Here is a 22,061-nt window from a genome sequence, read left to right as displayed (position 1 = left end):
ATGAGCGACACCCTCTCCCGCCACCGTCAATTGTGTGAACTGCTTACCGAATATGGTCACCAGTACTATGTGCTGGATAACCCCACAGTGCCGGATGCCGAATACGATCGCCTGATGCGCGAGCTGATTGCGCTGGAGGCCGAGCATCTCGAGCTGAAAACACCGGCGTCACCCAGCGTGCGGGTCGGCGGTCAGCCGCTGACCGCCTTCAAACAGGTGCGTCACGAGATCCCCATGCTCAGTCTGGACAACGTCTTTAGCAGCGAAGAGTTGCAGGCGTTCGAACAACGGATGAGCGATCGCCTCAAACGTGACGTGCGTTTCACCTTCTGCTGCGAGCCCAAGCTCGACGGCTTGGCGGTGAGCCTGCTCTATGTAAATGGTCAGCTGGTGCAGGCGGCCACCCGGGGTGATGGCGCCACCGGTGAGGAGATCACCGAGAACGTGCGTACCATCAAGGCCATTCCGCTCGCATTGCGGGGCACTGGCTGGCCCGAGCGGCTGGAGGTGCGTGGCGAAGTCTTTATGCCCAAGGCCGGTTTCGAGGCGATGAACGCCAAGGCGCTGGCCGCAGGCGAGAAGGTGTTCGTCAACCCGCGCAACGCCGCAGCAGGCAGCCTGCGTCAGCTCGATTCACGCATCACTGCCAGCCGTCCCCTGAGCTTTTACGCTTACGGTGTCGGTGTTGGCGGCGAGCTGCTCGGTGACTCTCACTTTGGTCGCCTCAATCAGCTCAAGGAGTGGGGGCTGCCGCTTAGTCCCGAGGTGAAGCTCAAAGAGGGGGCTGCCGGTTGTCAGGCGTTCCATGACGACATTCTGGCCCGCCGTGGCGAGCTTCCTTACGAGATCGACGGCGTGGTCTACAAGGTGGATGCCATCGCTCTGCAGGAGGAGCTCGGTTTTGTGGCCCGCGCCCCGCGCTGGGCGACCGCCCACAAGTTCCCGGCGCAGGAGGAGATGACTCTGCTTGAGAACGTCGAGTTTCAGGTCGGCCGCACCGGCGCCGTGACCCCGGTGGCCAAGCTTAAACCAGTGTTTGTCGGCGGCGTCACCGTCTCCAACGCCACCCTGCACAATGCTGACGAGATTGATCGCCTCGGCGTGATGATCGGCGATACCGTGATCGTGCGTCGGGCGGGGGATGTGATCCCGCAGATCGTCGCCGTGGTGGAGGCGCAGCGCCCTGTTGATGCGCGCGAAATTCTCTTCCCGACCGAGTGTCCGGTCTGTGGCTCTGCGGTGGAGCGGCTGGAAGGAGAGGCGGTTGCCCGCTGCTCCGGCGGCCTGTTCTGCGAGGCGCAGCGCAAGGAGGCGATCAAGCACTTCGCCGCCCGTCGTGCCATGGATGTGGATGGCCTTGGCGACAAGATTGTCGAGCAGCTGGTAGACAAGGGGCTGGTGAAGACTCCCGCCGATCTCTTCAGCCTCAATGCCATCCAGCTGGCAGGTCTTGAGCGGATGGGGCAAAAATCGGCCCTCAATCTGGTAGCCGCCATCGATGCTGCGCGCAGTACCACCTTGCCGCGCTTCCTGTTTGCTCTGGGGATCCGTGAAGTGGGGGAGGCGACCGCGCTTAACCTTGCCAACCACTTCCTCACCCTGGATGCCCTGCGCGTTGCATCGGTGGAGCAACTGCTCGAAGTGGCCGATGTGGGCGATGTGGTGGCCAAACATGTCTACTACTTCCTGCGTCAACCCCACAACGTGGAGGTGCTGGAAGCCTTGCTGGCTGCCGGCATCCACTGGCCGGCCATCGAGAAGAAAGAGGCCGCGGAGCAACCCTTTGCCGGCAAGACCTTCGTGCTGACCGGTACGCTGACCACCTTGTCGCGCAACGACGCCAAGGCGGCATTGCAGGCGCTGGGGGCCAAGGTGGCGGGTTCGGTATCTGCCAAGACCGATGTGCTGGTCGCGGGGGAAGCGGCCGGTTCCAAGCTGACCAAGGCGCAGGAGCTCGGCATTACCATCTGGACCGAAGAGGAGCTGCAACAGGCGTTGCAGGGCTGATAGCCCTCACCAAGCCTGCTAACCGCAGCACCCGATAAAAGAGAACCCGGCATGGCCGGGTTCTCTTTTTGTGTTTCGGCGGTCACTCACGCCAGAGGATCTTGTAGCGCCATTTGTCGGGCACGGTGAGCTGCCAGCGGGCCAGTTCGCTCTTGCTGAAGACATATTCGCCGCGCAGGGCCGCGCGCGGGGAGATGGTACGGGGCAGGGTGCCCGCCAGAATGGTGTTGATGAGGCTGGCTGCCTGTATCCCCTGATCGTGGCCGTCCAGCACCAGCCCGCCGATGGCCATCCCCTTGCCGACGGTAAATTCCCAGAAACAGAAGAGCGGCACCGGCGTGTTGGCGCTGGTCCACTCCAGCACCGTCTTTTCGCTAACATGCTTGCCATTGTCATCGACCAGCGTGTGGTAGAGGCCGAGGAAGATTGCCTGATAGCCGTTCTTCTTGGCGTTGAGCACTGCCTCCTGCCAGAGGCTGTAATCCCCCATCAGCTGGCTGTTGACCCGGGTCTGGCCGACCCGCAGCTCGGTCTGGGTCTTGAATTCATCCTCGATGGCGGTGAGGGCCACATTACTGGAATCAAACAGAACCAGTGCCTTGTCGAGCCCCCCCATCATCTGACTTATTTCGCTGATGTTGCGTTTGAGCAGGGGGCGCTCCAGCACGCCGGTGATCTTGGGGTGGCCGACAAAGCCTTTGAGGCGCGGATTCTCGTTCATGCCGAGAAATACCACCGGGGTGCCCAGCGAGGCGATCTCGTTGGCCAGATAGTTGATGGCGTTGTCATCCCCCAGTACCACCAGAGCCGGTTTGCTCTTCAGATAAAAGGCGATGGCTTGCTGGGCGATCTCGTCGAACTTCTCCCGTGGATGGCGTTTGGTGTCCATATAGAAGTGAGTGATCTTGTGCTCCCCCTGCAAGCCATCTAGCAGCCCTTTGTTGTAGCTTTGGTCCCACAGGTATTCGGGATGGTAGCTGCTGATCACCAGAATGTTGGCGGCCCAGAGCGGCAGAGAGAGGGTGGATAGCAGTAGCAATAGCAGGGAGGTGCGCATGGGTTATCCCTTGTCGAGGGGGAGAGAGTTCTTGTTCAGTATGGGCGGTTTTGGTTGGCGCTGTCATCTCGAAACCGGTGCGGTGGGGGGCGATTTTTTTTCGGGTGGGTGGATCGGACGCCAGCCCGCACCCTGCCTGAGGTTGGATTTGAATGGGGCTATTTTGGGTTGGTCGTGAACTGTCCCGCTCGCTGAAAAACCTGTTCTGGATCAAGAAATGAGGCTTCGCTTTGGTGCCTAATAGACACCACATATAGGGACGCATTCGTTTTTAATACCTATATGTTGTGTTATTAAGCTGTGTATAAGCTGTTCCCTTCCTATCTTCAGCCCAGGCTTGTCAAGCCTCGGCTGAATTTATTTGCGTCCAGGACGAGATGCGGGGAGGGGGGCCCAACAAGGGTGAGCCAGAGGCAAATGCCTGGCCTTTTAACGGGGAAAATCCATGAAACCGGTTGTGATCAAACGTGACGGATGTCGCGCACCATTCAATGCCCAGCTGATTCGCGATGCGGTCAGCCGAGCGGCGGAAGCGGTCAATCAGGCCAATCCGGCACTCGCCTCCCGCATTGCCAATGCGGTGAGTCAGGAGCTGGAAGGGCGTGGTGAAGTTGATATCCACGAGATCCAGAACCGGGTCGAAAACCACCTGATGGCTTCCGACGACAAGGCCATCGCCCGTGCCTATATCGAATATCGCCACGACAGGGATCAGGCTCGCGAGGCGCGCGGCCGTCTGGCGCAGGAGATCCGCGGTCTGGTCGAGCAGACCAACGCCGCCCTGCTCAACGAAAACGCCAACAAAGACTCCAAGGTGATCCCGACCCAGCGCGACCTGCTGGCCGGTATCGTCGCCAAGCACTATGCCACCAGCCACATGTTGCCCCGTGATGTGGTTCAGGCTCATGAGAGCGGTGATCTGCACTTCCACGATCTCGATTACTCACCTTTCTTCCCGATGTTCAACTGCATGTTGATCGATCTGAAAGGGATGCTGACTCACGGCTTCAAGATGGGCAATGCGGAGATCGATACTCCGAAATCCATCAGCACCGCCACGGCCGTGACCGCCCAGATCATCGCCCAGGTGGCGAGCCACATCTATGGTGGCACTACCATCAACCGCATCGACGAAGTGCTGGCTCCCTATGTGACCATTAGCTGGCAGAAACACCGTGAAGTGGCCGAAGAGTGGGGCATTGCCGACGTAGAAGCCTACGCCATGGCTCGCACCGAGAAAGAGTGTTACGACGCCTTCCAGTCGCTGGAGTACGAGGTCAACACCTTGCACACCGCCAACGGTCAGACCCCGTTCGTTACCTTCGGCTTTGGCTTGGGGGACAGCTGGGAGTCGCGGATGATCCAGCGCGCCATCCTCAGCAACCGTATCGCTGGCCTTGGCAAGAACAAGAAGACCGCCGTGTTCCCGAAACTGGTGTTCGCCATCAAGGATGGCCTCAACCACAAGCAAGGCGATCCCAACTACGACATCAAGCAGCTGGCGCTGGAGTGTGCCTCCAAGCGGATGTATCCGGACATCCTCAACTACGACCAGGTCGTGAAAGTGACCGGCTCCTTCAAGACCCCCATGGGTTGCCGCTCCTTCCTCGGTGCCTACGAGGAGAATGGCGAGCTGATCCACGAAGGTCGCAACAACCTGGGTGTCGTGAGCCTCAACCTGCCGCGCATAGCCCTGAAATCCCGTGATGAAGCGGACTTCTGGGATCGTCTGGATGCCTCCCTGCGGGTCGCCAAGAAGGCGCTGATGTACCGCATCACCCGTCTGGACGGAGTGAAAGCACGGGTTGCTCCGATCCTCTATATGGAAGGGGCTTGCGGCGTGCGGCTGAAGGCGGACGACAACGTCAGCGAGATCTTCAAGAACGGTCGTGCCTCCATTTCCCTCGGTTATATCGGGGTTCACGAGACCATCAACGCCCTGTTTGGTGACAAGGTGCACCTGTTTGACAGCGCCGAGCTGCAACAGAAGGCCATCGCCATCATCGCCCGTCTCAGGGCAGCCATCGACGAGTGGAAAGAGGAGACTGGCTACGGCTTCAGCCTCTACTCCACCCCGAGCGAGAACCTCTGCACCCGTTTCTGCCGCATCGATGCCAAAGAGTTTGGCGTGGTATCCGGCGTGACCGACAAGGGTTACTACACCAACAGCTTCCATCTCGATGTGGAGAAGCAGGTCAACCCCTACGACAAGCTGGACTTCGAGGCGCCCTATCCACCCATCGCCAGCGGTGGCTTTATCTGCTACGGCGAGTACCCCAACATCCAGCACAATCTGGAAGCACTCGAAAACGTCTGGGACTACAGCTATGACAAGGTGCCCTACTACGGTACCAACACCCCCATCGACGAGTGCTACGACTGCGGCTTTACCGGCGAATTCGAGTGCACCTCCAAGGGCTTTACCTGCCCGCGCTGCGGCAACCACGACCCGGCCAAGGTGTCGGTGACCCGCCGTGTCTGCGGCTACCTCGGCAGCCCGGATGCACGCCCCTTCAATGCGGGTAAGCAGGAAGAGGTGAAGCGCCGCGTCAAACATATGTAAGCGCACAAGCGATGAAGAGCTGGCCCCTGACTCAAGGGGCCATTTTCATTGGAGGGCGGCAGTTATGCCGCTGTCCCGTGAACGAGGCAGGAAACAAGCGATGCACTACCACCAATACTACCCGGTCGATGTGATCAACGGCCCCGGCACCCGTGCCACCCTGTTTGTCTCCGGTTGTGAGCATCAGTGCCCGGGTTGCTACAACCAGAGCACCTGGCGGCTCGATGGCGGCAAGCCGTTCGATGAGGCGATGAGCGATCGCATCATTAGCGACCTCAACGACAGCCGCATCAAACGGCGAGGTCTGTCGCTCTCCGGCGGCGATCCGCTCCACCCGGCCAACGTGCCCCACGTGCTGGCGCTGGTGAAACGGGTGCGCGCCGAGTGTCCGGGCAAGGATATCTGGTGCTGGACCGGTTATCTGCTCGGCGAACTGTCAGAGGCCCAGCGCGAGCTGGTCGCCCTGCTGGATGTGCTGGTGGATGGCAAGTATGAAAAGGCGTTGGCAGATCCGGGCCTGCTCTGGCGTGGCAGCAGCAATCAGCAGATCCACGACCTCAACGCCTGGCGTGATGCGGGTGAGCGAATTCCCTGTCTGGTTTGCAGTTGAAGTCCGGGATGTTTATGGTTAGCCCATTCCAATCCTGACGACATTCTTGAAGAGGAGAGCCGAGATGAACAATCTGCTCAAGATCCTGCTGGCCATTTTCCTGCCCCCTGTGTGCGCGTTTATCCAGGTGGGCTTTAGCCTGCACTTTTTAATCAACATAGTGCTGACCCTGATGGGCGGTCTGCCGGGCATGGTCCATGCGCTCTGGTTGGTGGTGAGCGACAAGCGCGGCTGATGCCAGCGTATGGTTAGTGAGCTTATTGACGATAAAAGGGCCAACCTCTCGGGGTTGGCCCTTTTGTTCATGTTCATACGAATACTTTTTCGTTAGGATGGGTGACTGACCAAGCGGGCCGCGTTGAGCGCCCTGCAGTCCGGCAACAAGCACCGGCAAAGAACAAGGAGCGTTACATGAATTGGAAAGTCGCAGTATGGTCAGGTCTGGCAGTGACACTGTTGCTGGGGTGCTCATCCCGTCAGGAGGTGGCGCACGAACGCGCTCCGATCGCTATCCCTCTCGAGCAGTTGTCCAGCTACTGGGTTCAGGAGAAGCAGTGGTCATGGCTTGGCAATGACGAGCCCGCCCTGCCAGCCAAACCGGTCAAGGGGTATGTGGAAGTGCGCTATCAAATCGACGCCAGCGGCACGCCGGTCAAGCCGGAAGTGGTGGCGGCCGAGCCCCCCGGCGAGCTGGAGCAGAGCGCGCTGGCGACCCTCTCGCGGATCCGCTACAGCCCGGCAGAGGGCAACCCGGATGCCATTCCGGTCGAGGTAACCAACCGCTTCGAGATCGAGATCAACTGATCCCCCACCACTCTGATGGCAGAGAAAGAGAGACCCCGGCCAGGCCGGGGTCACGTTTATTGCTGTTTGCAGTCGTTGTAGGCGGTCTGCCACTCGCCATCCTGATCCCGAAGCTCGACAAAGCCCTCATCCCCCTTGTTCCACCAAACGGCCTCATGTTCGTCCGTATAGCGGGCGCCGGAGGCCGAAATGGCCTGGGGCAGGGTGTAATCCTTGCCGTCCGGCAGTGACAGCTTGATAAAGTTGAGGCTCTCGTCGGAGAGAGAGAAGTAGCGCACCTGCACCTTCTTGCCCTGCTCGCACTGGTAACTGACCGGTTCGCCACCGGTGACTGAGAGGGTATTGCCCTGATTGCAGCCAGCGAGCAGGCCGAGGGCCAGCGCACCAGCGGCCATCATATGTACCTTATTCATGATTACAGCTCCATTGGTGTCATACGGGCGTGAGCCTAACAGGTTGCCGTTATTGTGCAATCCGCACGGCCATTCGGTGCGTCGCTGGCTGTCCGGCCTGCCTGCCTCGGAGGTACTTCTAATTTGCGACAGGGATGGCGAGGTAGGAGTAAACGCGGAAGACAAAAAAACGCCCCGGCAGGCGACGGGGCGAAAGAGAGCTCATCCATGGGCTGACAACAGTGCTTACAACAGGAGATCAATAACCGAAGCGGGTCGCCTCGAAGCGGTTGAGCAACCGGTGGACGAGGTAGCAGGCCAGCAGGGTGACCACGATGGCAAACAGGATGCTGCTCACCCGGTAGAGGGCGCTGAACACCAGATCGTTGCCCGGGGTGAGGTACTGGCCAAACAGGATGCCGAGGGTAGTGAGGGCGCCAAAGCCGACCCCCGAGCCGCCTGCCTCCTTGACGTGGGCATGGCTGAACAGCATGGCGCCGAGCCACAACAGTGGAGCGACCAGCAGCAGTTGCCCTGACCAGTCATAGAGCAGCAGCTGGCCGAGCAGGCCGAAGGTGACCCCCAGCAAGGTACCCATCGCCCGTTTACGGGCATAACTCAGCGCACCGTTCCAGTGCATGGGGAACAGCACCAGCAAGGTCGTGGCCTGGGCAGACATGGAGTCGCGCAGGTCAAACACCTGAAATACCAGAAACGACAGGGTGGCCACAGTGGCACCCAGCAGGGCTTCATGACGCATCCGGTGCGGTGCCTTGGGGGCCGAGGCTGGCTTGGGTCTGGCCTCCACATCCGGGATCAGCATGGTCATCAGGTAGGCGATCAGCACCGACAGCACGCTCGCCCAGATATTGTTGAGGATCAGGTCGTTGAGGTCGGTCTGCGGATAGCTGGCAAAGTGCAGCATGATGCTGAGGCTCAGCACCCCGTTGGCCCCGAACAGAAACAGGCTGCCCCGCGACATGGCGGCGAAGCGGTAGAGAAACAGCAGGAAGGCGATAGGGGTCATCAGCGCCGGATGGCTGCCAAACAGTCCCCCCAGCAGCCCGACCTCCACCCCACAGACCACCGCCGCCGCGATCAGCTGGCGTGCGGCATGGCCATTCATCACCGGCACCATCCCCAGCAGCAGCACCGGTGTGACCGTATAGAAGACCCCGTAATTCCAGCCAAACAGCTTGCAGAGCAGAAAGCCCGTGGTGCAGCCAAAGGCGATGCGCAGGCACTGGCGCAGCTCGTTGCCGGTGAGGGGCCGATACCAGAGGTGGGTGGCAGCACCACCGGCGGGGTGTGCTGGGGCGGTATTGGCCGACGGATGAGTGGCGTGGTTAGTAGACATAATGGAGCAGGCTGAGCAGGTGGATCTGGCCCCGTGCCAGCATGGCGGTCAGGGCATTGTCCGGCAGCAGTTGCACTGTGGCCCGCGCCCCGGCTGGCAGATGATCGGGGAGCTGCTCCAGCTCGAGGTGCAGCCGCATCCGCTGGGCATCCCGTACCCAGCGATCAGACTCCACCGGCGCGGCCAGTCGACCATTGGCATCAAATTGACCGGCACTCACTCCGGCATCCAGACTGCTTACCCGGGCAGGATAGAGCTGACCCGGCTCGCCATCGAAGGCCACCAGTGCGCGGGTTTGCTCGCCGACATGGCGCAGGCTCTTCTCCCGAAAATCGGCTATGACATCGACCTGTTCCGACACCAGCGCCAGCAGCGGGCTGCCCGCGCTGGCGATACTGCCCGGCTTGAGCTGCAGGTTGGTGATGGTGCCATCCTGATCCGCGTGGACCCGGCTGTAAGAGAGGGCCAGCTGCGCTTGCGCCAGCTTGTTGCGGGCCTGGCGCAGCAACAGATTGTCCTCACCGGTCACGCCACGACTGGCCTTGATCTGGGCCAGTTTGGCCTGACTGGCGCGCAGGTTGGCCTGGGCGCTGCGCAGGGCGCTGTCAGCCTCATCTTTTTGTTGCAGCGAAACCATGTGACGTTGGTAGAGCGCATCGATCCGCTCAGCCTCGCGCCACTTCTGGCTGGCCAGGGTCTCCTTGGCGTTGATCTCGGCAACGGCGGCGGTCAGGGCCGCATCCAGTTCACTGTTCTGCTGCACGGCCTGCGCCAGCGCAAGGCGGGCCTGCTCCACCGCCAGTTCAAAAGGGGCCGGATCCAGCCTGAACAGCAGATCCCCCTTCTTGACCTGCTGGTTGTTGTGAACGGCGACCTCGATCACCTTGCCGCTCACCTGGGGGGCCAGCTTGGTGACCACCCGGGTCGCCATCGCCTGAGGGGTGAGGGGCATCAGCAGGTCGGCTATCAGAAAATAGGCAAACAGGGTGGCAAAGCCCGCCATGGACCATTTGATCCAGCGGGTAAATTGTTGATCCGGGGTCATCTTATTCTCTCTCTGTGTCGGTCTCGGGAGGACTTGTATCGCCTCCGGCTTGTCGGTCGTGGTGTTGTTCAATTTTGCTGAGGGCGTTGGCCGAGATCCGCTGCACCGTGGCTTCGAACAGCTGCAGGGTCTGCTCATCGATGCCCCCCAGCAGCTCCCGGCGGATATTCATGATGCGGTCGGCGATCTGATCGAGCAGGGTCTGGCCAGCCGGGGTCACGCAGACGATGCGGGCCCGCTTGTCCTGACTGCAGCAGTGGCGCTCAATCAGTCCCTGCTCTTCCAGCTGGCCCAGGGTGCGCATCAGGGATGGGAGCTCTATCTCGAGGGCTTCGGCCAGGGTCTTCTGGCTGACATGGTTCCCCATGCGGGAGAGTTTCCACAGCGCGGTCCAGCGGGGATGGGTGAGGCCAAGGGGAGCCAGCTCCAGGTCGGCGGCAGTACGCCATAGCCGGTGCATCCGCGCTATCTGCTCGGCGAGCGACAGCTCGCGCAACCTTTCCAGATCCGTCATCTTCTCATCCTCAATGTACTTAGCCTGCTAACTATCATACTTGTTTAGCAGGCTAAGTAAATAGTGTGATGCGGATCATGTTTCTGGTCGGATCTTTCGCTGGTGCGAGTTGGCAGCATTCGAGACCCTGATATTATTTTCGGGGCTGATCCACTCGAGACTCTTTTGCCGCTTCGGATATTGCGCCGTGAATGGAGGATATCTGGCGATTATTTTCATGAAATTTTCAGCTTCAGCGAGCAGCTCTTTTTTTATCCGCTAATATTGATGAGGTTATAAAACAAGGGGGAAACGGGTTGTGGATGGATATGACAGTGGATGTGTGTATCTGGCAATTGAAGCGCTGTTGAGTGATGGGGAATATGGTGCAGAGTCACACCATGGCGTGAATCGGGAAGGCGCTATCAGCTGTACCGATATCAGTCATGATTTTGACCCCGCCAATATTCCATTGCTGTTGGCAGAATAGACCTGACCGTGTGTGATCCTTGTGAGTTCAAGCCAGTGCTCTGGTATTCGCTGGCTTGACTCATCACTATTTCAATCTCCCCTTTTTGCATCTTTCTCCTCACCCTTTTTCATCGTGCGTGCTTCCTGCACGCTGACTTAAACCCTGATGTGGCAAGCCGTGGCGCTCGCGTTATGACGATGACATTGCCCGCTGATTATCACTCACAGGATCTGTGGCGATAAATGGTCGCAGAGCTTGTCATCTGGCCCTGTTATTTCCCCTAAGGGGGAGAGGTCATCGCATCGTTATTACTGCTGATCACCCAAATATCCGCCATTGGGCTCGCTCGTTTTATCGCCCAATTTCCTGGTCGAGCAGGGCATCGATGGTCTGGTGTTCTATTGTGCAGCGCACGTTGGCGGCACCATGATGTTTAAGTTTTTAATGTTTTTATATGGCTTTGCAGTCTGGCTAACCGACAGGGGAGAGGGGGATCAATAAAGTAGCGGCCACAATCACACGCAGAGTACATAACAATGAAAAACCTCTCCCCCCTACAAACCACACAAGAAAAGGCCGCCTTTATGGGCGGCCAACAAATTGCCGGTATGCCGCTCTTTATATTTCTGGGGCTGGCGACCTGCGTTCTCTTTTCCGGCTGGAACGGCTCGTTGCCGCTCGGCATGGTCGGTGCGCTGGCACTGATGTTTGTGCTGGGCACCCTGCTGACCGAGCTGGGGGAGCGGATCATGCCGATCCGCGAATACCTGGGGGGTGGCACCATCCTCGCCATCTTTGGCGGCGCCGCCCTGTTCGAATACCAGCTGCTGCCGGTGCAGGCGGGGCAGGTCATCACCAACTTCATGAAGGAGGGGGGCTTTCTCAACTTCTTTATCGCCAGTCTGGTGACAGGCTCGGTGTTCGGTATGAGCGGCGCTTTGCTGAAAAATGCCGCCATGCGCTACCTACCGGTCATTCTTGGTGGCGTCGCACTGGCACTGCTGAGCGTGGGGTTGGTCGGCTCCCTGATGGGGTATGGCTTCAAGAATGCGGTGCTGCTGATCGGTCTGCCCATCATGGGCGGTGGCATGGGCGCTGGCGCGGTGCCTCTGGTGGAGATCCTCTCCGGCCCGATGCAGATGTCCAGTGCGGATCTCTTGTCGCGCATGGTACCGGCGGTCGTGATCGCCAATACCCTGGCCATTCTGGTGGGATCCCTGCTGGCGCGCCTTGGTCGCCGTTACCCCTCCCTGACTGGCAACGGCAAGCTGATGGTCAAAGAGAATAGCCAGAGCATTGCCGATGAGCAGGCCGAAGCGCCGACCCTGCAGAGTCTGGGTATGGGCCTTTTCATCAGCTCCAGCATGTTTGTGTTGGGCTCCCTGCTTGGCAACTTTATCCCGATGCACCCCTTCGCCCTGATGATTTTGGCGGTCGCCTTTATCAAGGTGAGTGGCCTGCTGCCGCGCCGCTATGAGCAGGCGGCAGCTGACTGGTATCAGTTTGTGGTGAGCAACCTCACCCCCTCCCTGCTGGTGGGGATCGGTGTCGCCTATACCAGTATTCCCGAGCTCATCAGCGCCTTCTCCATCAGCTACTTCGTGCTGGTCATGGTCACCGTGATTGGCGGGGCTCTCGGTGCGGCGCTGGTCGGCAAGCTGATCGGCTTCTATCCCATCGAGGCGGCCATCACCGGCGGGCTCTGCATGGCCAACATGGGGGGCACCGGCGATGTCGCCGTGCTCTCGGCGGCCCAGCGGATGAAGCTGATGCCCTTTGCCCAGATCTCCTCTCGCCTAGGCGGCGCCGTGATGCTGATCCTGGCCACCGCTCTTATCTCCCTGCTCGCCTGATACCGGATTGAGGAACAAACAAGATGAACGACATCATGATGGGCACCAGCCTGCCCTATGCCGAGCGCAAGCGTCAGGGTGTGCGAGGCCGCATGCCCCACAAGGAGGAGTCCCTCTCCCAGCAGCGGCGCCGGATCTACCGACTGGTCAGCGCCATGCAGAGTCCGTTTGACCAGCATCTGCTGCTGCGCCAGTTGCAGGAGGACAACCCTGTACTCTTCTACGATCTGGTGCGTCACCACCTGCCGGAGCTGCTGCCGATCATCTACACCCCGGTGGTGGGGGAGGCGTGCCAGCGCCACAGCGATCTCTATCTGCGCAGTCACGGTCTCTACCTCTCCTGGCATGACAGGGACGATCTCGACGATATCCTCGAGTCGGTGGAGCAGGAGGTGGACGTGATCGTCATCTCCGATGGGGAGCGGGTGCTGGGGCTCGGCGATCTCGGTATCGGCGGCATGGGGATCTGTATCGGCAAGCTGGCGCTTTACTCCGCTGCTGGCGGCATCAATCCGGCGCGGACCCTGCCGCTCTGCGTCGATGTGGGCACCAACAACCCCGAGCTGCTGGAGGATGACTCCTACCTCGGCTGGCAATCCCCGCGCATCGACGGCGAGAGCTACTACCACTTTATGGACAAGGTGGTGGCCGCCATTCGCAAGCGTTGGCCCCAGGTGGTGCTGCAGTTTGAAGACTTTGCCGGCAAGCACGCCGCCAACCTGCTGGCCCGCTATCGGGACGAGCTCTGCATGTTCAACGACGATATTCAGGGCACGGCGGCGGTCGCCTCCGCCTGCGTGCTGGCCGGGTTGCAACAGGCGGAGACCGCCCTCAATGATGCCCCTGTGCTGATCGTCGGTGCCGGTTCTGCCGGTTGTGGCATCGCTGCCATGCTGGCCCAGCTGGCGGGGAGTCACGACGGCGTCTGGCTGTTTGATCAGGACGGGGTGGTCTGCAGCGATCGTCCCAACTTGACTCGTGCCCAACAGCCGTTTGCCCGCGCCGTTGAGGAGGGGAGCAGTTCACTGCTGGAGACCATCCGTCAGGTGCGCCCGGCTGTGCTGATCGGGGTGAGCGGTCAGGGCGGCCTCTTTACCCGCGAGGTGTTGCAGGCGATGGGGGAGGTGTGCGATCAGCCGGTGATCCTGCCGCTCTCCAACCCGACCCGCAGCGCCGAGGCCACCCCCGAGCAGGTATGGGCTGCCACAGATGGCCGCGCTCTGCTGGCCACCGGCAGCCCCTTTGCGCCGGTAACGGTGGCGGGGGAGCGGCGGGTGGTCTCCCAGTGCAACAACGTCTATGTATTCCCGGGGATTGGTCTCGGGGCGTGCGCCGTCAAGGCGCGCCGCATCAGCGATGGCATGTTGCTGGCCGCGGTGCGGGCTGTCGGCGCCTATCCGCTGGTGGCGGGTCGGCTGTTGCCCCCCATCGAGCAGGTGGGAGAGGTGGCCCGCGCCGTCGCCAGAGCGGTGGCGCTCTGTGCCCGCGAGGAAGGATTGGCCGATTTTGTCGGCGATCCGGCACCTTTGATTGACCAGACCTGGTGGCATCCGCACTATTGGGCAGCGTCCTGACGTTTTAAGGTATGTGCATGAAACTTCGCCACCAGTTGGTCACCCTCTCTCTTGGGCTCTCCCTGCTGCTGATCCTCATTCTGGGCAGCCTGCTGGCCCTCTTTATCCGTCATCTGCTGGAGAGCAATCTGCAGGATAAGGGGAGCGATCTGGCACGGGTGATGGCGGCCGATACCCGGGTGGTTGAGGCTCTGCGTCAGGGCAGTGATCCTACCCTGCGCGACTATGTGGAGGCGGTCTGCAACCGCACCGACGCCACCTATATGGTGGTGACCGATGAGCATGGTCGCCGCCTCAGCCACCCCAACCCCGATCTGGTGGGGCAGAAGTTTCGCGGCGAGGATATCTGGCCCGCGCTGCAGGAGCGGCGCAGCTACTGCTCCAAGGATAGGGGTACCATGGGGCCGGCGATCCGCTGCTTCTCCCCGGTGGTGGGTGGGGATGGGCGCGTCATGGGGGCCGTGGTGGTGGGCTATCTGATGCAGCAGGTGGAGGGCATCTATATGGAGCGGGTGGCCCTGCTCATCAGCGCCATAGTAGCGGTGCTGGGGTGTGGTCTGCTGCTGGCGCTCTGGGTGCAATACCTGCTGCGCAAGACCCTGCTCGATCTGGAGCCGGAGGCGATCGTGCGCCGCTTCACCCTGCAGGATCTGGTGCTTGAGCACATCACCGAAGGGGTCATCGCCCTCGATGGCCGCGGCAACATCAACATGATCAACAGCACCGCCAGCTATCAGCTGCGGCTGCCGGTCACCGGGCGCCATGCCCTGCAGGGGCAGTCGCTGGCGGAGCTGGTGCCGCCCCTTGCCCCCTGTCTGGAGCAGGAGGGGGGCGAGGTGAGCTTCACCATTCAGGGGGAGTCCTTTGTCGGTCGCTGGCAGGCGGTGCAGGGCAAGGCACCGGGGCGGCTGCTGATCTTCAGCCGCCCAGAGGTGGCCGCCAGTCTGGGGGTGCAGGTGACCCACCTGCGTCAGTATGCCGAGATGCTGCGGATGCAGAGCCACGAGTTCGCCAACAAGCTGAGCAGCCTCTCCGGCCTGTTGCAGTTGGGCCATGTGGATCAGGCGGTGGAGCTGATCCAGCAGGAGAACGAAGCGTGCCAGACCATGCTGCAGGAGCTGCTGCGGCTGATCGACAACAAGCCAGTGGCGGGGCTTATTCTCGGCAAGTTCAGCCGGGCTCGCGAGCTGGGGGTGACCCTGGAGCTAGATCCCGATTCGGCGCTGGCGGAGTATCCGGCCTCGGTCTCGGCCGATCTCATCACCCTCATTGGCAACCTGCTGGATAACGGTCTGCAGGCAGCCTGGCGCAACCGCCAGCAGCGGCCGCCGCGGGTGCTGCTCTCCCTGTGCGATGTGGGGCGGCGACTGGTGATCGAGGTGGAGGATAGTGGCGAGGGAGTCGACGAGGAGCTGGCCGATCACCTGTTCGATTACGGGGTGAGTCGCCAGAGCGGCGATCACGGGGTGGGTCTGTTCCTGGTCAAGGAGACCGTGGGTCGGCACGAGGGTGTGATAGAATGGCGGCGAACCGCCGAGCAGACCACCCTGTTTGGTATCTACTTGAATAAAAACCAATTAATGTGAGCCATGGACCCAATAATCACGCTTGTTATTGAAGATGACGATCGGATCGGTGCCATCTTGTCAGAACTGGTGGCGGCGACACCCGGTTTCTCCCTGCTGGGGCGTGCCGGCACCCTGGCCCAGGCCGATGCCATGATGGCAGGTGTGGTGCCCCAACTGCTGCTGGTGGATGTCTCCCTGCCCGATGGCTCCGGCCTTGAGTGGGTGAGCCGCCTGCGCAGCCACAACCGCGAAGCCTACGTCATCATGGTGACTGCCTCGCGGGATGTGGAGACCATCCAGCAGGCCCTCAACCTGGGGGTTCATGACTACGTCATCAAACCATTGCGGCTGTTTCGCATCCAGCAGAGTCTGGACGAGATCCTGCAACTGCACAGCCGCCTCTGCGAGCGGGGTCGGCTGGAGCAGGAAGATCTCGACAAGTTGCTGGGCAAGGGGGGGCGCTCCCAGATCAAGGAGATGCGCGTCACTCCCAAGGGGATCGACAGCATCACCCTGCGTCAGGTGCTGGATCTGCTGGCGGGCGAGCCGGAGAACGTCTTCTCCACCGACACGGTGGCGCTGCGGCTCTCCCTCAGCCGCACCACGGCGCGCCGCTATCTGGAGTATCTGGAGTCGGAAGACCGGGTGGATGTGGATCTCAACTATGGTCAGCGGGGGCGGCCGGAGCGGCGCTACCGCTGGCGCCGGGCCGGTTGAGATGCGCACTGGCGTGCATTGCAGAAACAACAAGGGAGCCATGGGCTCCCTTGTTGTTTCCGGACGATGTTCTTTCTCAGGCGGCTTCCCGTTCGGCTACCGGCGCACGCCCCTTCAGTTGGGAGGCCATCACCCCGCCCAGGATCAGCCCGCCACCCAGCAGGTGGTAGCCATGGATCGGCTCGCCCAGGCCGACGACGGCGATCAGCGCCGTACAGAGCGGCATCAGGTTCATAAAGACCGAGGTGCGCTCGGCGCCCATGCAGGCGAGGCCGCGCATCCAGCAGTAAGCCGCCAGCAGGGAGGAGGCAAGCCCGGCGAAGAGCACCAGTCCCCATCCTTCGGCTGGCACCGCCATCGAGTCTGCGCTGAGAGCGAGCGGCACCAGCAGCAGTACCGCCAGCAGGATCTGCATGTAGAGGTTGAGCCAGGGGCCAAACGGCAGGTGCCAGCGGCGGATCAATAGGCCGTAAAGGGCGTAGCTGGCGGAGCCCAGCAACATCATGCCATCCCCCGGGTTGATGCCGTTGTGGAGCAGGGCCAGTGGTTCGCCCTTGCCAAGCAGCCAGAGCACCCCGAACAGGGAGAGGCTCATGCCGAGCAGTGCCTGTTTGCCGGGACGCTGGCCGAAGAAGAGCGCCCCTTGCAGCAGGGTGAGCAGCGGAATCAGGGAGCCGATCACCCCCATATTGGTGGCCGAGGTGCTGTGAGCAGCGTAGTAGGCCAGACACTGGTAGAGCACCATACCGAGGGCCGCCAGCACCAGCAGCTTGCCGAGCCAGGGTCGAACCTCACTGCGTCGCCGCCAGAGGGTGGGCAGACAGAAGGGGGTCAGCGCCAGGGCGGCGATCACCCAGCGATAGAAGGAGATAGCCGCGGGGTCGAGCACACTGGCGGCCGCCTTGGACACCACGGTATTGGTAGCCCAGATCAGCACCGCCATCAGCGGAAAGAGAAGAGGGGAAAAGATTCGCATCAGAGGCTCCTTATTAACAGGGGGCCAAGTCTACCCTTGTCTTTATATTATCAAGTAGCGTAAAACAGACAGATGACCCAGCAGAAAAGACAACTCTTTCTGATGCACCTTATTCCGGCCCACACGGGCTGCGTCTGCCCGCAACTGATTGCTGCTTTTGACCTGTGCCGGAGACCGAGCCAACAGGGCGTTGCATCACGCCTGCTCCTCTCTCTCACTGACAAGGGGCGCTGATGGCCACTCACCACTTTCAGCCGGTAGATGTCGTTCTGCCCGCTCCCAATCCGCTCTATTTCAGTTACCAGCAGATGCTGGCCGACAGCGCGACCGTGCTGCACTCCCACCCCTGGGGCCAGCTCAACATGATCAGCCTGGGGATCATGGAGATAGAGCTGGGGGATCAGCGACTGGTGGCCCCTGCCGACTACCTTATCTGGGTACCGGCGGGTCTCGACCACACCTCCTACAACGAGCAGACCCTCGACTATACCTCCATCTACGTCAGCCACGAGCTGGCGGCCAAGCTGCCGCCAGAGCCCAGATTGCTGCTGCTTACCCCACTTATTCGCGCCCTGCTGAGCGATTTTTGCGAACGGCGGGTGAGCCATATGGCGGATGAGTGGGATCAGCGTCAGGCCGAGTTACTGGTGGAGCGACTGGCGCGCACCCGCTGTCAGGAGAGCTACCTGCCGATGAGTCAGGACAAGCTGCTGGCTCCCATGCTGGCGGCCTTACACAGCGATCCTGCCGATCCCCGAACTCTGGCCCAGTGGGCCGGACAACTGCATACCACAGAGCGCACCCTGGCGCGGCGCTGCCTGCGGGAGCTGGGGATGAGCTTCGGTCAGTGGCGGGCGCGGTTGCGGCTGCTCAAGGCGCTGGCCTGGCTCAAGGGGGACATGCCCATTCAGGAGATCAGCTGGCGGCTCGGTTACGGCTCCACCTCGGCCTTTATCGCCATGTTCAACCGGGAGCTGGGCTGCTCCCCCCAGCGTTATCGCCTACAGTCAGCCCGATAACAAATCGCCGGACATGTCATCTGATGAAGCAAAACAAGAAGGGCGCCCGCAGGCGCCCTTTCTGATGACGTCTGCTTGCGCTAGAAGAAGCCGAGCGGGTTGATGTCGTGACTCACCAGCAGGTTCTTGGTGTTCTGGTAGTGGTCCAGCATCATCTTGTGGGTCTCGCGCCCGATCCCCGACTTTTTGTAACCGCCAAAGGCGGCGTGTGCCGGGTAGGCGTGGTAGCAGTTGACCCAGACCCGGCCAGCCTGAATGCCACGCCCCATGCGCCAGGCCAGATTGCTGTCGCGGGTCCACAGGCCCGCACCCAACCCGTACTGGGTGTCGTTGGCAATGGCCAAAGCATCCGCCTCGTCCTTGAAGATGGTGACCCCGAGTGCCGGCCCGAAGATCTCCTCCTGGAACACCCGCATCTTGTTCTGACCGGAGAAGATGGTGGGCTGGATGTAGAACCCCCCCTCCAGTCCGTTCACCTTGGCCGGGCCGCCGCCGATCAGCATCTTGGCCCCTTCGCTGCGGCCGATCTCCATGTAGCCCAGGATCTTGTCGAACTGCTCGCGGGACGCCTGCGCTCCCACCTGAGTGGCGGTATCGAGGGGGTTACCCTGCACTATGGTGCGAGCACGGGCCAGCACCCTGTCCATGAAGTCGTCATAGATGCTGGCCTGCACCAGCGCGCGGGAGGGGCAGGTACACACTTCCCCCTGGTTGAAGAAGGTCATCAGCATCCCTTCTACCGCCTTGTCGATGTAGCTGCTCTCGTGCTGCATCACGTCGGCGAAGTAGATATTGGGGGACTTGCCCCCCAGCTCCACGGTGGAGGGGATCAGCTTGTCGGCTGCGCAGCGAAGGATATGGGCGCCCACTTCGGTCGAACCGGTAAAGGCCAGTTTCTGGATCCGGTTGCTGGTGGCCAGCGCCTGACCTGCCTCGGCGCCGAAGCCGTTGACCACGTTGACTACGCCGGGGGGCAGGATGTCCTTGATGAGATCCATCATCAGCATGATGGTGACCGGGGTCTGCTCGGCGGGCTTGAGCACGCTGCAGCAACCCGCCGCCAGCACCGGGGCAAGCTTCCAGGCAGCCATCAGCAGCGGGAAGTTCCACGGGATGATCTGGCCGACCACGCCGATGGGCTCCTTGAAGTGGTAGCTGACGGTGTTCTGATCCAGCTCGGCGGCCGAGCCCTCCTGAGCACGAATGCAGCCAGCGAAGTAGCGGAAGTGATCCACCACCAGCGGCAGGTCGGCGGCTAGAGTTTCGCGCACCGCCTTGCCGTTCTCCCAGGTTTCGGCGATGGCGAGTCGCTCGATGTTCTGCTCGATGCGATTGGCGATGCGCAGCAGCAGATTGCTGCGCTCGGTGACGCTGGTCTTGCTCCAGCTGGAGAACGCCTTGTGGGCGGCATCCAGCGCCAGCTCGATATCGGCGGCGTCGGAGCGGGCGACCTCGCAGAATACTTTGCCATCCACTGGCGAGATGTTTTCAAAGTAGCGGCCGGCGCGAGGTGCCACCCACTCACCACCGATGAAGTTGTCGTAACGGGACTTGAAGCTGACCAGGGCACCTGCCTGACCGGGAGCGGTATAAATCATCTCATCATCCTTTAAGTGTGTGATCCTGACCGGGCTGGCTGACAGACCGGTTGCCAGCTGATATCGCAAGGGGCGTGCCAAAGGGTCTGACCAGTAGATAGAAGGTTACAAAAACGTTATAAAATGGGGTGTGGCAGCGTATCTTGGTTAACCAATGACCACGGCTATTGCGATAAAACTGTACCGTTTCTGGACAGTGGCCGAGACAGTCGTGCTGTTTGTGAACAGGAGGCGTGATGAGTGAGTCACTTCAACCCGGTCCCGGTCCGATCCAGCGTTCCTGGCAGCGCTGCCTGCATCAGGGGCTGAGCCGCCAGCAGAGCGCCGATCTGGACTTGCTGCCCCGGGGGGAGTTGTCGGCCCGTCAGGAGCAGCACAGGGCGCTGATCGCCTGCTTCCAGCGCTTCGTGCTGCCGCTGTTTGCCCAGCTGCTGGCGGGTCGCCCTTGTCGCCTGTTGTTGTGTGACGGTGAGGGGGCCATTCTGGCCGCCAGTGGTGATGAGGGGTTCGCCCGCCATGCCGAGCGTATCTTTTTGCGCAGTGGCGCCCGCTGGGGTGAGGCGAGCAAGGGCACCAACGCCATCGGTACCGCGCTGGCCGAGCAGAGTGAAGTACAGGTGCTCGGCAATCAGCACTTCTTCGCCCAGCACAGCTTCCTCAGTTGCAGCGCTTGCCCGTTGCTCGGGCCGGATGGGCAATTGCTCGGGGTGCTCGATATCTCCACCGACGCTGCCCATCACGATGGCGACATGCTGGGCACGGTGCGGCTGCTGGCCATGACCCTCGAAAACGCGCTGTTGGCACGCCAGCCGGGCTGGCTGGTGGATCTCGAGCCCCAGAGCCTCTGGTCCGCTCGCCTGTTGCTGGGAGAGGAGGGGGAACTGCTCGGCGCCAACCGGGCAGGCCGGCTCTGGCTCGGCCAACACCCTTTCGATGGCAGGCAACTGCTGCGCGAGGGGCGTGGCTTGCGGCTGGTGCCAGAAGCGGACGCGACATCTTCCTGCACCGCGCTGCCGGGTCACTCAAGCCCGATGCCACATCCGCAGCAGGTGCCGCTCAAGATGCTGGAGCGCGGCATTTCTCTGCTTATCGAGGGGGAGACCGGCAGCGGCAAGGAGCATCTGGTGCGGGCCCTGCACCGAGCGTCGAGTCGGCGGGAGCAGCCACTGGTGTGCGTCAACTGCGGCGCGTTACCAGCAGATCTGGTGGAAGCCGAGCTGTTTGGCTATGTGGGCGGGGCCTTCAGCGGTGCCCGCAGCCAGGGCAGTCAGGGTTATCTGCGCGCAGCCCACGGCGGCATGCTGATGCTCGATGAAATTGGCGAACTGCCGCTGCAGGCTCAAACCCGACTGCTGCGGGTATTGCAGGAGCGCAGCGTGACGCCGGTTGGCAGTCACAAGCCGGAGGCGGTGGATTTCTGGCTGGTCAGTGCCAGCCACCGGAATCTGGCGGCCATGGTGCAGAGTGGCGCATTTCGCGAAGACCTCTATTACCGGATCTGCGGCTGGCGCCAGCAGCTGATGCCGCTGCGCCGTTGGCCTGCCGCTGAGCGTCTGGGGCTGATCCAGCGACTGTTGGCGGAGATGGACCGGACCCTGCGTCTGACCCGCGATGCGGAGCAACAGCTGCTGGCCCATCCGCTGCCCGGCAACGTGCGCCAGCTCAAGCAGGCACTGGAAGTGGCCTGTGTGCTGGCAGAGGGGTTGGGTTGGATAGAACCCGCCCACCTGCATCTGCCCAGTGTGGCCACAGAGCCCGGCGTCTTGCCGATGGGGGAGGCGACCAGCTTGCGTGAACAAACCCGGCGGCAGGTGCAGCAAACGCTGGCGGCATGCGGCGGCAACGTCAGCGAGGCCGCGCGCCAGCTGGGGATCAGCCGAACCACCCTCTACCGGACGCTGCGCGAAGCCCCTTGAGTGCTCACTCCCCCTCACCGGTCGTTTTCAAGACGCACAT

The 22,061-nt window shown here is 61.6% G+C and carries 18 protein-coding genes; 11 read left to right on the top strand and 7 right to left on the bottom strand.

Going from position 1 to position 22,061, the window contains the following annotated elements:
- Positions 1-2,007 (top strand): NAD-dependent DNA ligase LigA, encoded by a 2,007-nt coding sequence (gene ligA / locus AB5Y85_RS08410; protein WP_257687143.1) that lies wholly within the window; start codon positions 1-3, stop codon positions 2,005-2,007.
- Positions 2,008-2,089: 82 nt separating this feature from the next.
- Here the strand turns inward: ligA and AB5Y85_RS08405 are convergent, their stop codons facing one another.
- The gene (locus tag AB5Y85_RS08405) at positions 2,090-3,064 is read right to left on the bottom strand and encodes an ABC transporter substrate-binding protein (RefSeq protein ID WP_047435754.1); all 975 of its coding nucleotides are present in this window, start codon (positions 3,062-3,064) and stop codon (positions 2,090-2,092) included.
- 445 nt (positions 3,065-3,509) lie between these two features.
- Between AB5Y85_RS08405 and nrdD the strand changes: the two genes are divergently transcribed.
- The 4 genes from nrdD (at position 3,510) to AB5Y85_RS08385 (ending at position 7,041) form a co-directional block, all read left to right on the top strand.
- Positions 3,510-5,627 carry an anaerobic ribonucleoside-triphosphate reductase gene (gene nrdD, locus AB5Y85_RS08400; protein WP_257687142.1) on the top strand — a complete coding sequence of 706 codons (2,118 nt, stop codon included), beginning with the start codon at positions 3,510-3,512 and terminating at the stop codon, positions 5,625-5,627.
- A 100-nt stretch (positions 5,628-5,727) separates the two neighbouring features.
- Complete coding sequence (nrdG, locus tag AB5Y85_RS08395) at positions 5,728-6,237, top strand: anaerobic ribonucleoside-triphosphate reductase-activating protein (protein ID WP_201947548.1); 510 nt, start codon at positions 5,728-5,730, stop codon at positions 6,235-6,237.
- Between the two features lie 64 nt (positions 6,238-6,301).
- Positions 6,302-6,472 carry a YqaE/Pmp3 family membrane protein gene (locus AB5Y85_RS08390; RefSeq protein ID WP_005338440.1) on the top strand — a complete coding sequence of 57 codons (171 nt, stop codon included), beginning with the start codon at positions 6,302-6,304 and terminating at the stop codon, positions 6,470-6,472.
- Positions 6,473-6,648: 176 nt separating this feature from the next.
- A complete protein-coding gene (locus AB5Y85_RS08385; protein WP_005349872.1) occupies positions 6,649-7,041 on the top strand; it encodes a TonB family protein in 393 nt (130 codons plus the stop codon).
- Between the two features lie 56 nt (positions 7,042-7,097).
- Here AB5Y85_RS08385 and AB5Y85_RS08380 read toward each other — a convergent pair whose 3' ends face one another.
- From AB5Y85_RS08380 to AB5Y85_RS08365, 4 genes are all read right to left on the bottom strand, one after another.
- A complete protein-coding gene (locus AB5Y85_RS08380) occupies positions 7,098-7,454 on the bottom strand; it encodes an MliC family protein (protein WP_005338437.1) in 357 nt (118 codons plus the stop codon).
- 238 nt (positions 7,455-7,692) lie between these two features.
- The gene (locus AB5Y85_RS08375; RefSeq protein ID WP_197971561.1) at positions 7,693-8,790 is read right to left on the bottom strand and encodes a DUF2955 domain-containing protein; all 1,098 of its coding nucleotides are present in this window, start codon (positions 8,788-8,790) and stop codon (positions 7,693-7,695) included.
- The gene (locus AB5Y85_RS08370) at positions 8,780-9,835 is read right to left on the bottom strand and encodes an HlyD family secretion protein (protein WP_257687141.1); all 1,056 of its coding nucleotides are present in this window, start codon (positions 9,833-9,835) and stop codon (positions 8,780-8,782) included. The genes AB5Y85_RS08375 and AB5Y85_RS08370 overlap by 11 nt, the downstream gene beginning before the upstream one ends.
- 1 nt (position 9,836) lies before the next feature.
- Positions 9,837-10,349, bottom strand: a complete 513-nt coding sequence (locus tag AB5Y85_RS08365; protein WP_005349886.1) for a MarR family transcriptional regulator — start codon at positions 10,347-10,349, stop codon at positions 9,837-9,839.
- A gap of 987 nt (positions 10,350-11,336) precedes the next feature.
- Here AB5Y85_RS08365 and AB5Y85_RS08360 point away from each other — a divergent pair.
- Genes AB5Y85_RS08360 through AB5Y85_RS08345 form a run of 4 tightly spaced genes read left to right on the top strand, consistent with a single transcriptional unit; the run spans position 11,337 to position 16,512 of the window.
- Positions 11,337-12,653, top strand: a complete 1,317-nt coding sequence (locus AB5Y85_RS08360; RefSeq protein WP_043818893.1) for a 2-hydroxycarboxylate transporter family protein — start codon at positions 11,337-11,339, stop codon at positions 12,651-12,653.
- Between the two features lie 23 nt (positions 12,654-12,676).
- On the top strand, positions 12,677-14,227 hold the full coding sequence (locus tag AB5Y85_RS08355) for an NAD-dependent malic enzyme (RefSeq protein WP_368221325.1): 1,551 nt from the start codon (positions 12,677-12,679) through the stop codon (positions 14,225-14,227).
- Between the two features lie 17 nt (positions 14,228-14,244).
- Positions 14,245-15,813: a sensor histidine kinase gene (locus AB5Y85_RS08350; RefSeq protein ID WP_005358863.1), complete on the top strand. Its 1,569-nt coding sequence runs from the start codon at positions 14,245-14,247 to the stop codon at positions 15,811-15,813.
- A 3-nt stretch (positions 15,814-15,816) separates the two neighbouring features.
- Positions 15,817-16,512, top strand: coding sequence for a response regulator (locus tag AB5Y85_RS08345; RefSeq protein WP_005338420.1), 696 nt, complete (start codon positions 15,817-15,819; stop codon positions 16,510-16,512).
- Positions 16,513-16,588: 76 nt separating this feature from the next.
- Here AB5Y85_RS08345 and AB5Y85_RS08340 read toward each other — a convergent pair whose 3' ends face one another.
- Positions 16,589-17,488 (bottom strand): DMT family transporter, encoded by a 900-nt coding sequence (locus AB5Y85_RS08340; RefSeq protein ID WP_013724000.1) that lies wholly within the window; start codon positions 17,486-17,488, stop codon positions 16,589-16,591.
- 233 nt (positions 17,489-17,721) lie between these two features.
- Between AB5Y85_RS08340 and AB5Y85_RS08335 the strand changes: the two genes are divergently transcribed.
- Positions 17,722-18,507 (top strand): helix-turn-helix domain-containing protein, encoded by a 786-nt coding sequence (locus AB5Y85_RS08335; protein WP_257687139.1) that lies wholly within the window; start codon positions 17,722-17,724, stop codon positions 18,505-18,507.
- 80 nt (positions 18,508-18,587) lie between these two features.
- Here AB5Y85_RS08335 and AB5Y85_RS08330 read toward each other — a convergent pair whose 3' ends face one another.
- On the bottom strand, positions 18,588-20,105 hold the full coding sequence (locus AB5Y85_RS08330) for an aldehyde dehydrogenase family protein (RefSeq protein WP_257687138.1): 1,518 nt from the start codon (positions 20,103-20,105) through the stop codon (positions 18,588-18,590).
- A 236-nt stretch (positions 20,106-20,341) separates the two neighbouring features.
- On the opposite strand from AB5Y85_RS08330, the gene AB5Y85_RS08325 reads away from it, so the two are divergent.
- Positions 20,342-22,021, top strand: coding sequence for a sigma-54-dependent Fis family transcriptional regulator (locus tag AB5Y85_RS08325; RefSeq protein ID WP_257687137.1), 1,680 nt, complete (start codon positions 20,342-20,344; stop codon positions 22,019-22,021).
- The last annotated feature ends 40 nt before the right edge of the window (positions 22,022-22,061 follow it).

Source organism: Aeromonas sp. R3-1, from assembly GCF_040908345.1.
Classification (GTDB): Bacteria; Pseudomonadota; Gammaproteobacteria; order Enterobacterales; family Aeromonadaceae; genus Aeromonas; species Aeromonas veronii.
This window is presented reverse-complemented; position numbering and strand designations above follow the sequence as displayed.

Coding starts and splice junctions, on each gene's coding strand:
- AB5Y85_RS08325 (WP_257687137.1), top strand. CDS start 20,342: ATGAGTGAGTCACTTCAACCCGGTCCCGGTCCGATCCAGCGTTCCTGG.
- AB5Y85_RS08380 (WP_005338437.1), bottom strand. CDS start 7,454: ATGAATAAGGTACATATGATGGCCGCTGGTGCGCTGGCCCTCGGCCTG.
- nrdD (WP_257687142.1), top strand. CDS start 3,510: ATGAAACCGGTTGTGATCAAACGTGACGGATGTCGCGCACCATTCAAT.
- AB5Y85_RS08390 (WP_005338440.1), top strand. CDS start 6,302: ATGAACAATCTGCTCAAGATCCTGCTGGCCATTTTCCTGCCCCCTGTG.
- AB5Y85_RS08385 (WP_005349872.1), top strand. CDS start 6,649: ATGAATTGGAAAGTCGCAGTATGGTCAGGTCTGGCAGTGACACTGTTG.
- AB5Y85_RS08375 (WP_197971561.1), bottom strand. CDS start 8,790: ATGTCTACTAACCACGCCACTCATCCGTCGGCCAATACCGCCCCAGCA.
- AB5Y85_RS08335 (WP_257687139.1), top strand. CDS start 17,722: ATGGCCACTCACCACTTTCAGCCGGTAGATGTCGTTCTGCCCGCTCCC.
- AB5Y85_RS08405 (WP_047435754.1), bottom strand. CDS start 3,064: ATGCGCACCTCCCTGCTATTGCTACTGCTATCCACCCTCTCTCTGCCG.
- AB5Y85_RS08330 (WP_257687138.1), bottom strand. CDS start 20,105: ATGATTTATACCGCTCCCGGTCAGGCAGGTGCCCTGGTCAGCTTCAAG.
- nrdG (WP_201947548.1), top strand. CDS start 5,728: ATGCACTACCACCAATACTACCCGGTCGATGTGATCAACGGCCCCGGC.
- ligA (WP_257687143.1), top strand. CDS start 1: ATGAGCGACACCCTCTCCCGCCACCGTCAATTGTGTGAACTGCTTACC.
- AB5Y85_RS08345 (WP_005338420.1), top strand. CDS start 15,817: ATGGACCCAATAATCACGCTTGTTATTGAAGATGACGATCGGATCGGT.
- AB5Y85_RS08340 (WP_013724000.1), bottom strand. CDS start 17,488: ATGCGAATCTTTTCCCCTCTTCTCTTTCCGCTGATGGCGGTGCTGATC.
- AB5Y85_RS08365 (WP_005349886.1), bottom strand. CDS start 10,349: ATGACGGATCTGGAAAGGTTGCGCGAGCTGTCGCTCGCCGAGCAGATA.
- AB5Y85_RS08370 (WP_257687141.1), bottom strand. CDS start 9,835: ATGACCCCGGATCAACAATTTACCCGCTGGATCAAATGGTCCATGGCG.
- AB5Y85_RS08355 (WP_368221325.1), top strand. CDS start 12,677: ATGAACGACATCATGATGGGCACCAGCCTGCCCTATGCCGAGCGCAAG.
- AB5Y85_RS08360 (WP_043818893.1), top strand. CDS start 11,337: ATGAAAAACCTCTCCCCCCTACAAACCACACAAGAAAAGGCCGCCTTT.
- AB5Y85_RS08350 (WP_005358863.1), top strand. CDS start 14,245: ATGAAACTTCGCCACCAGTTGGTCACCCTCTCTCTTGGGCTCTCCCTG.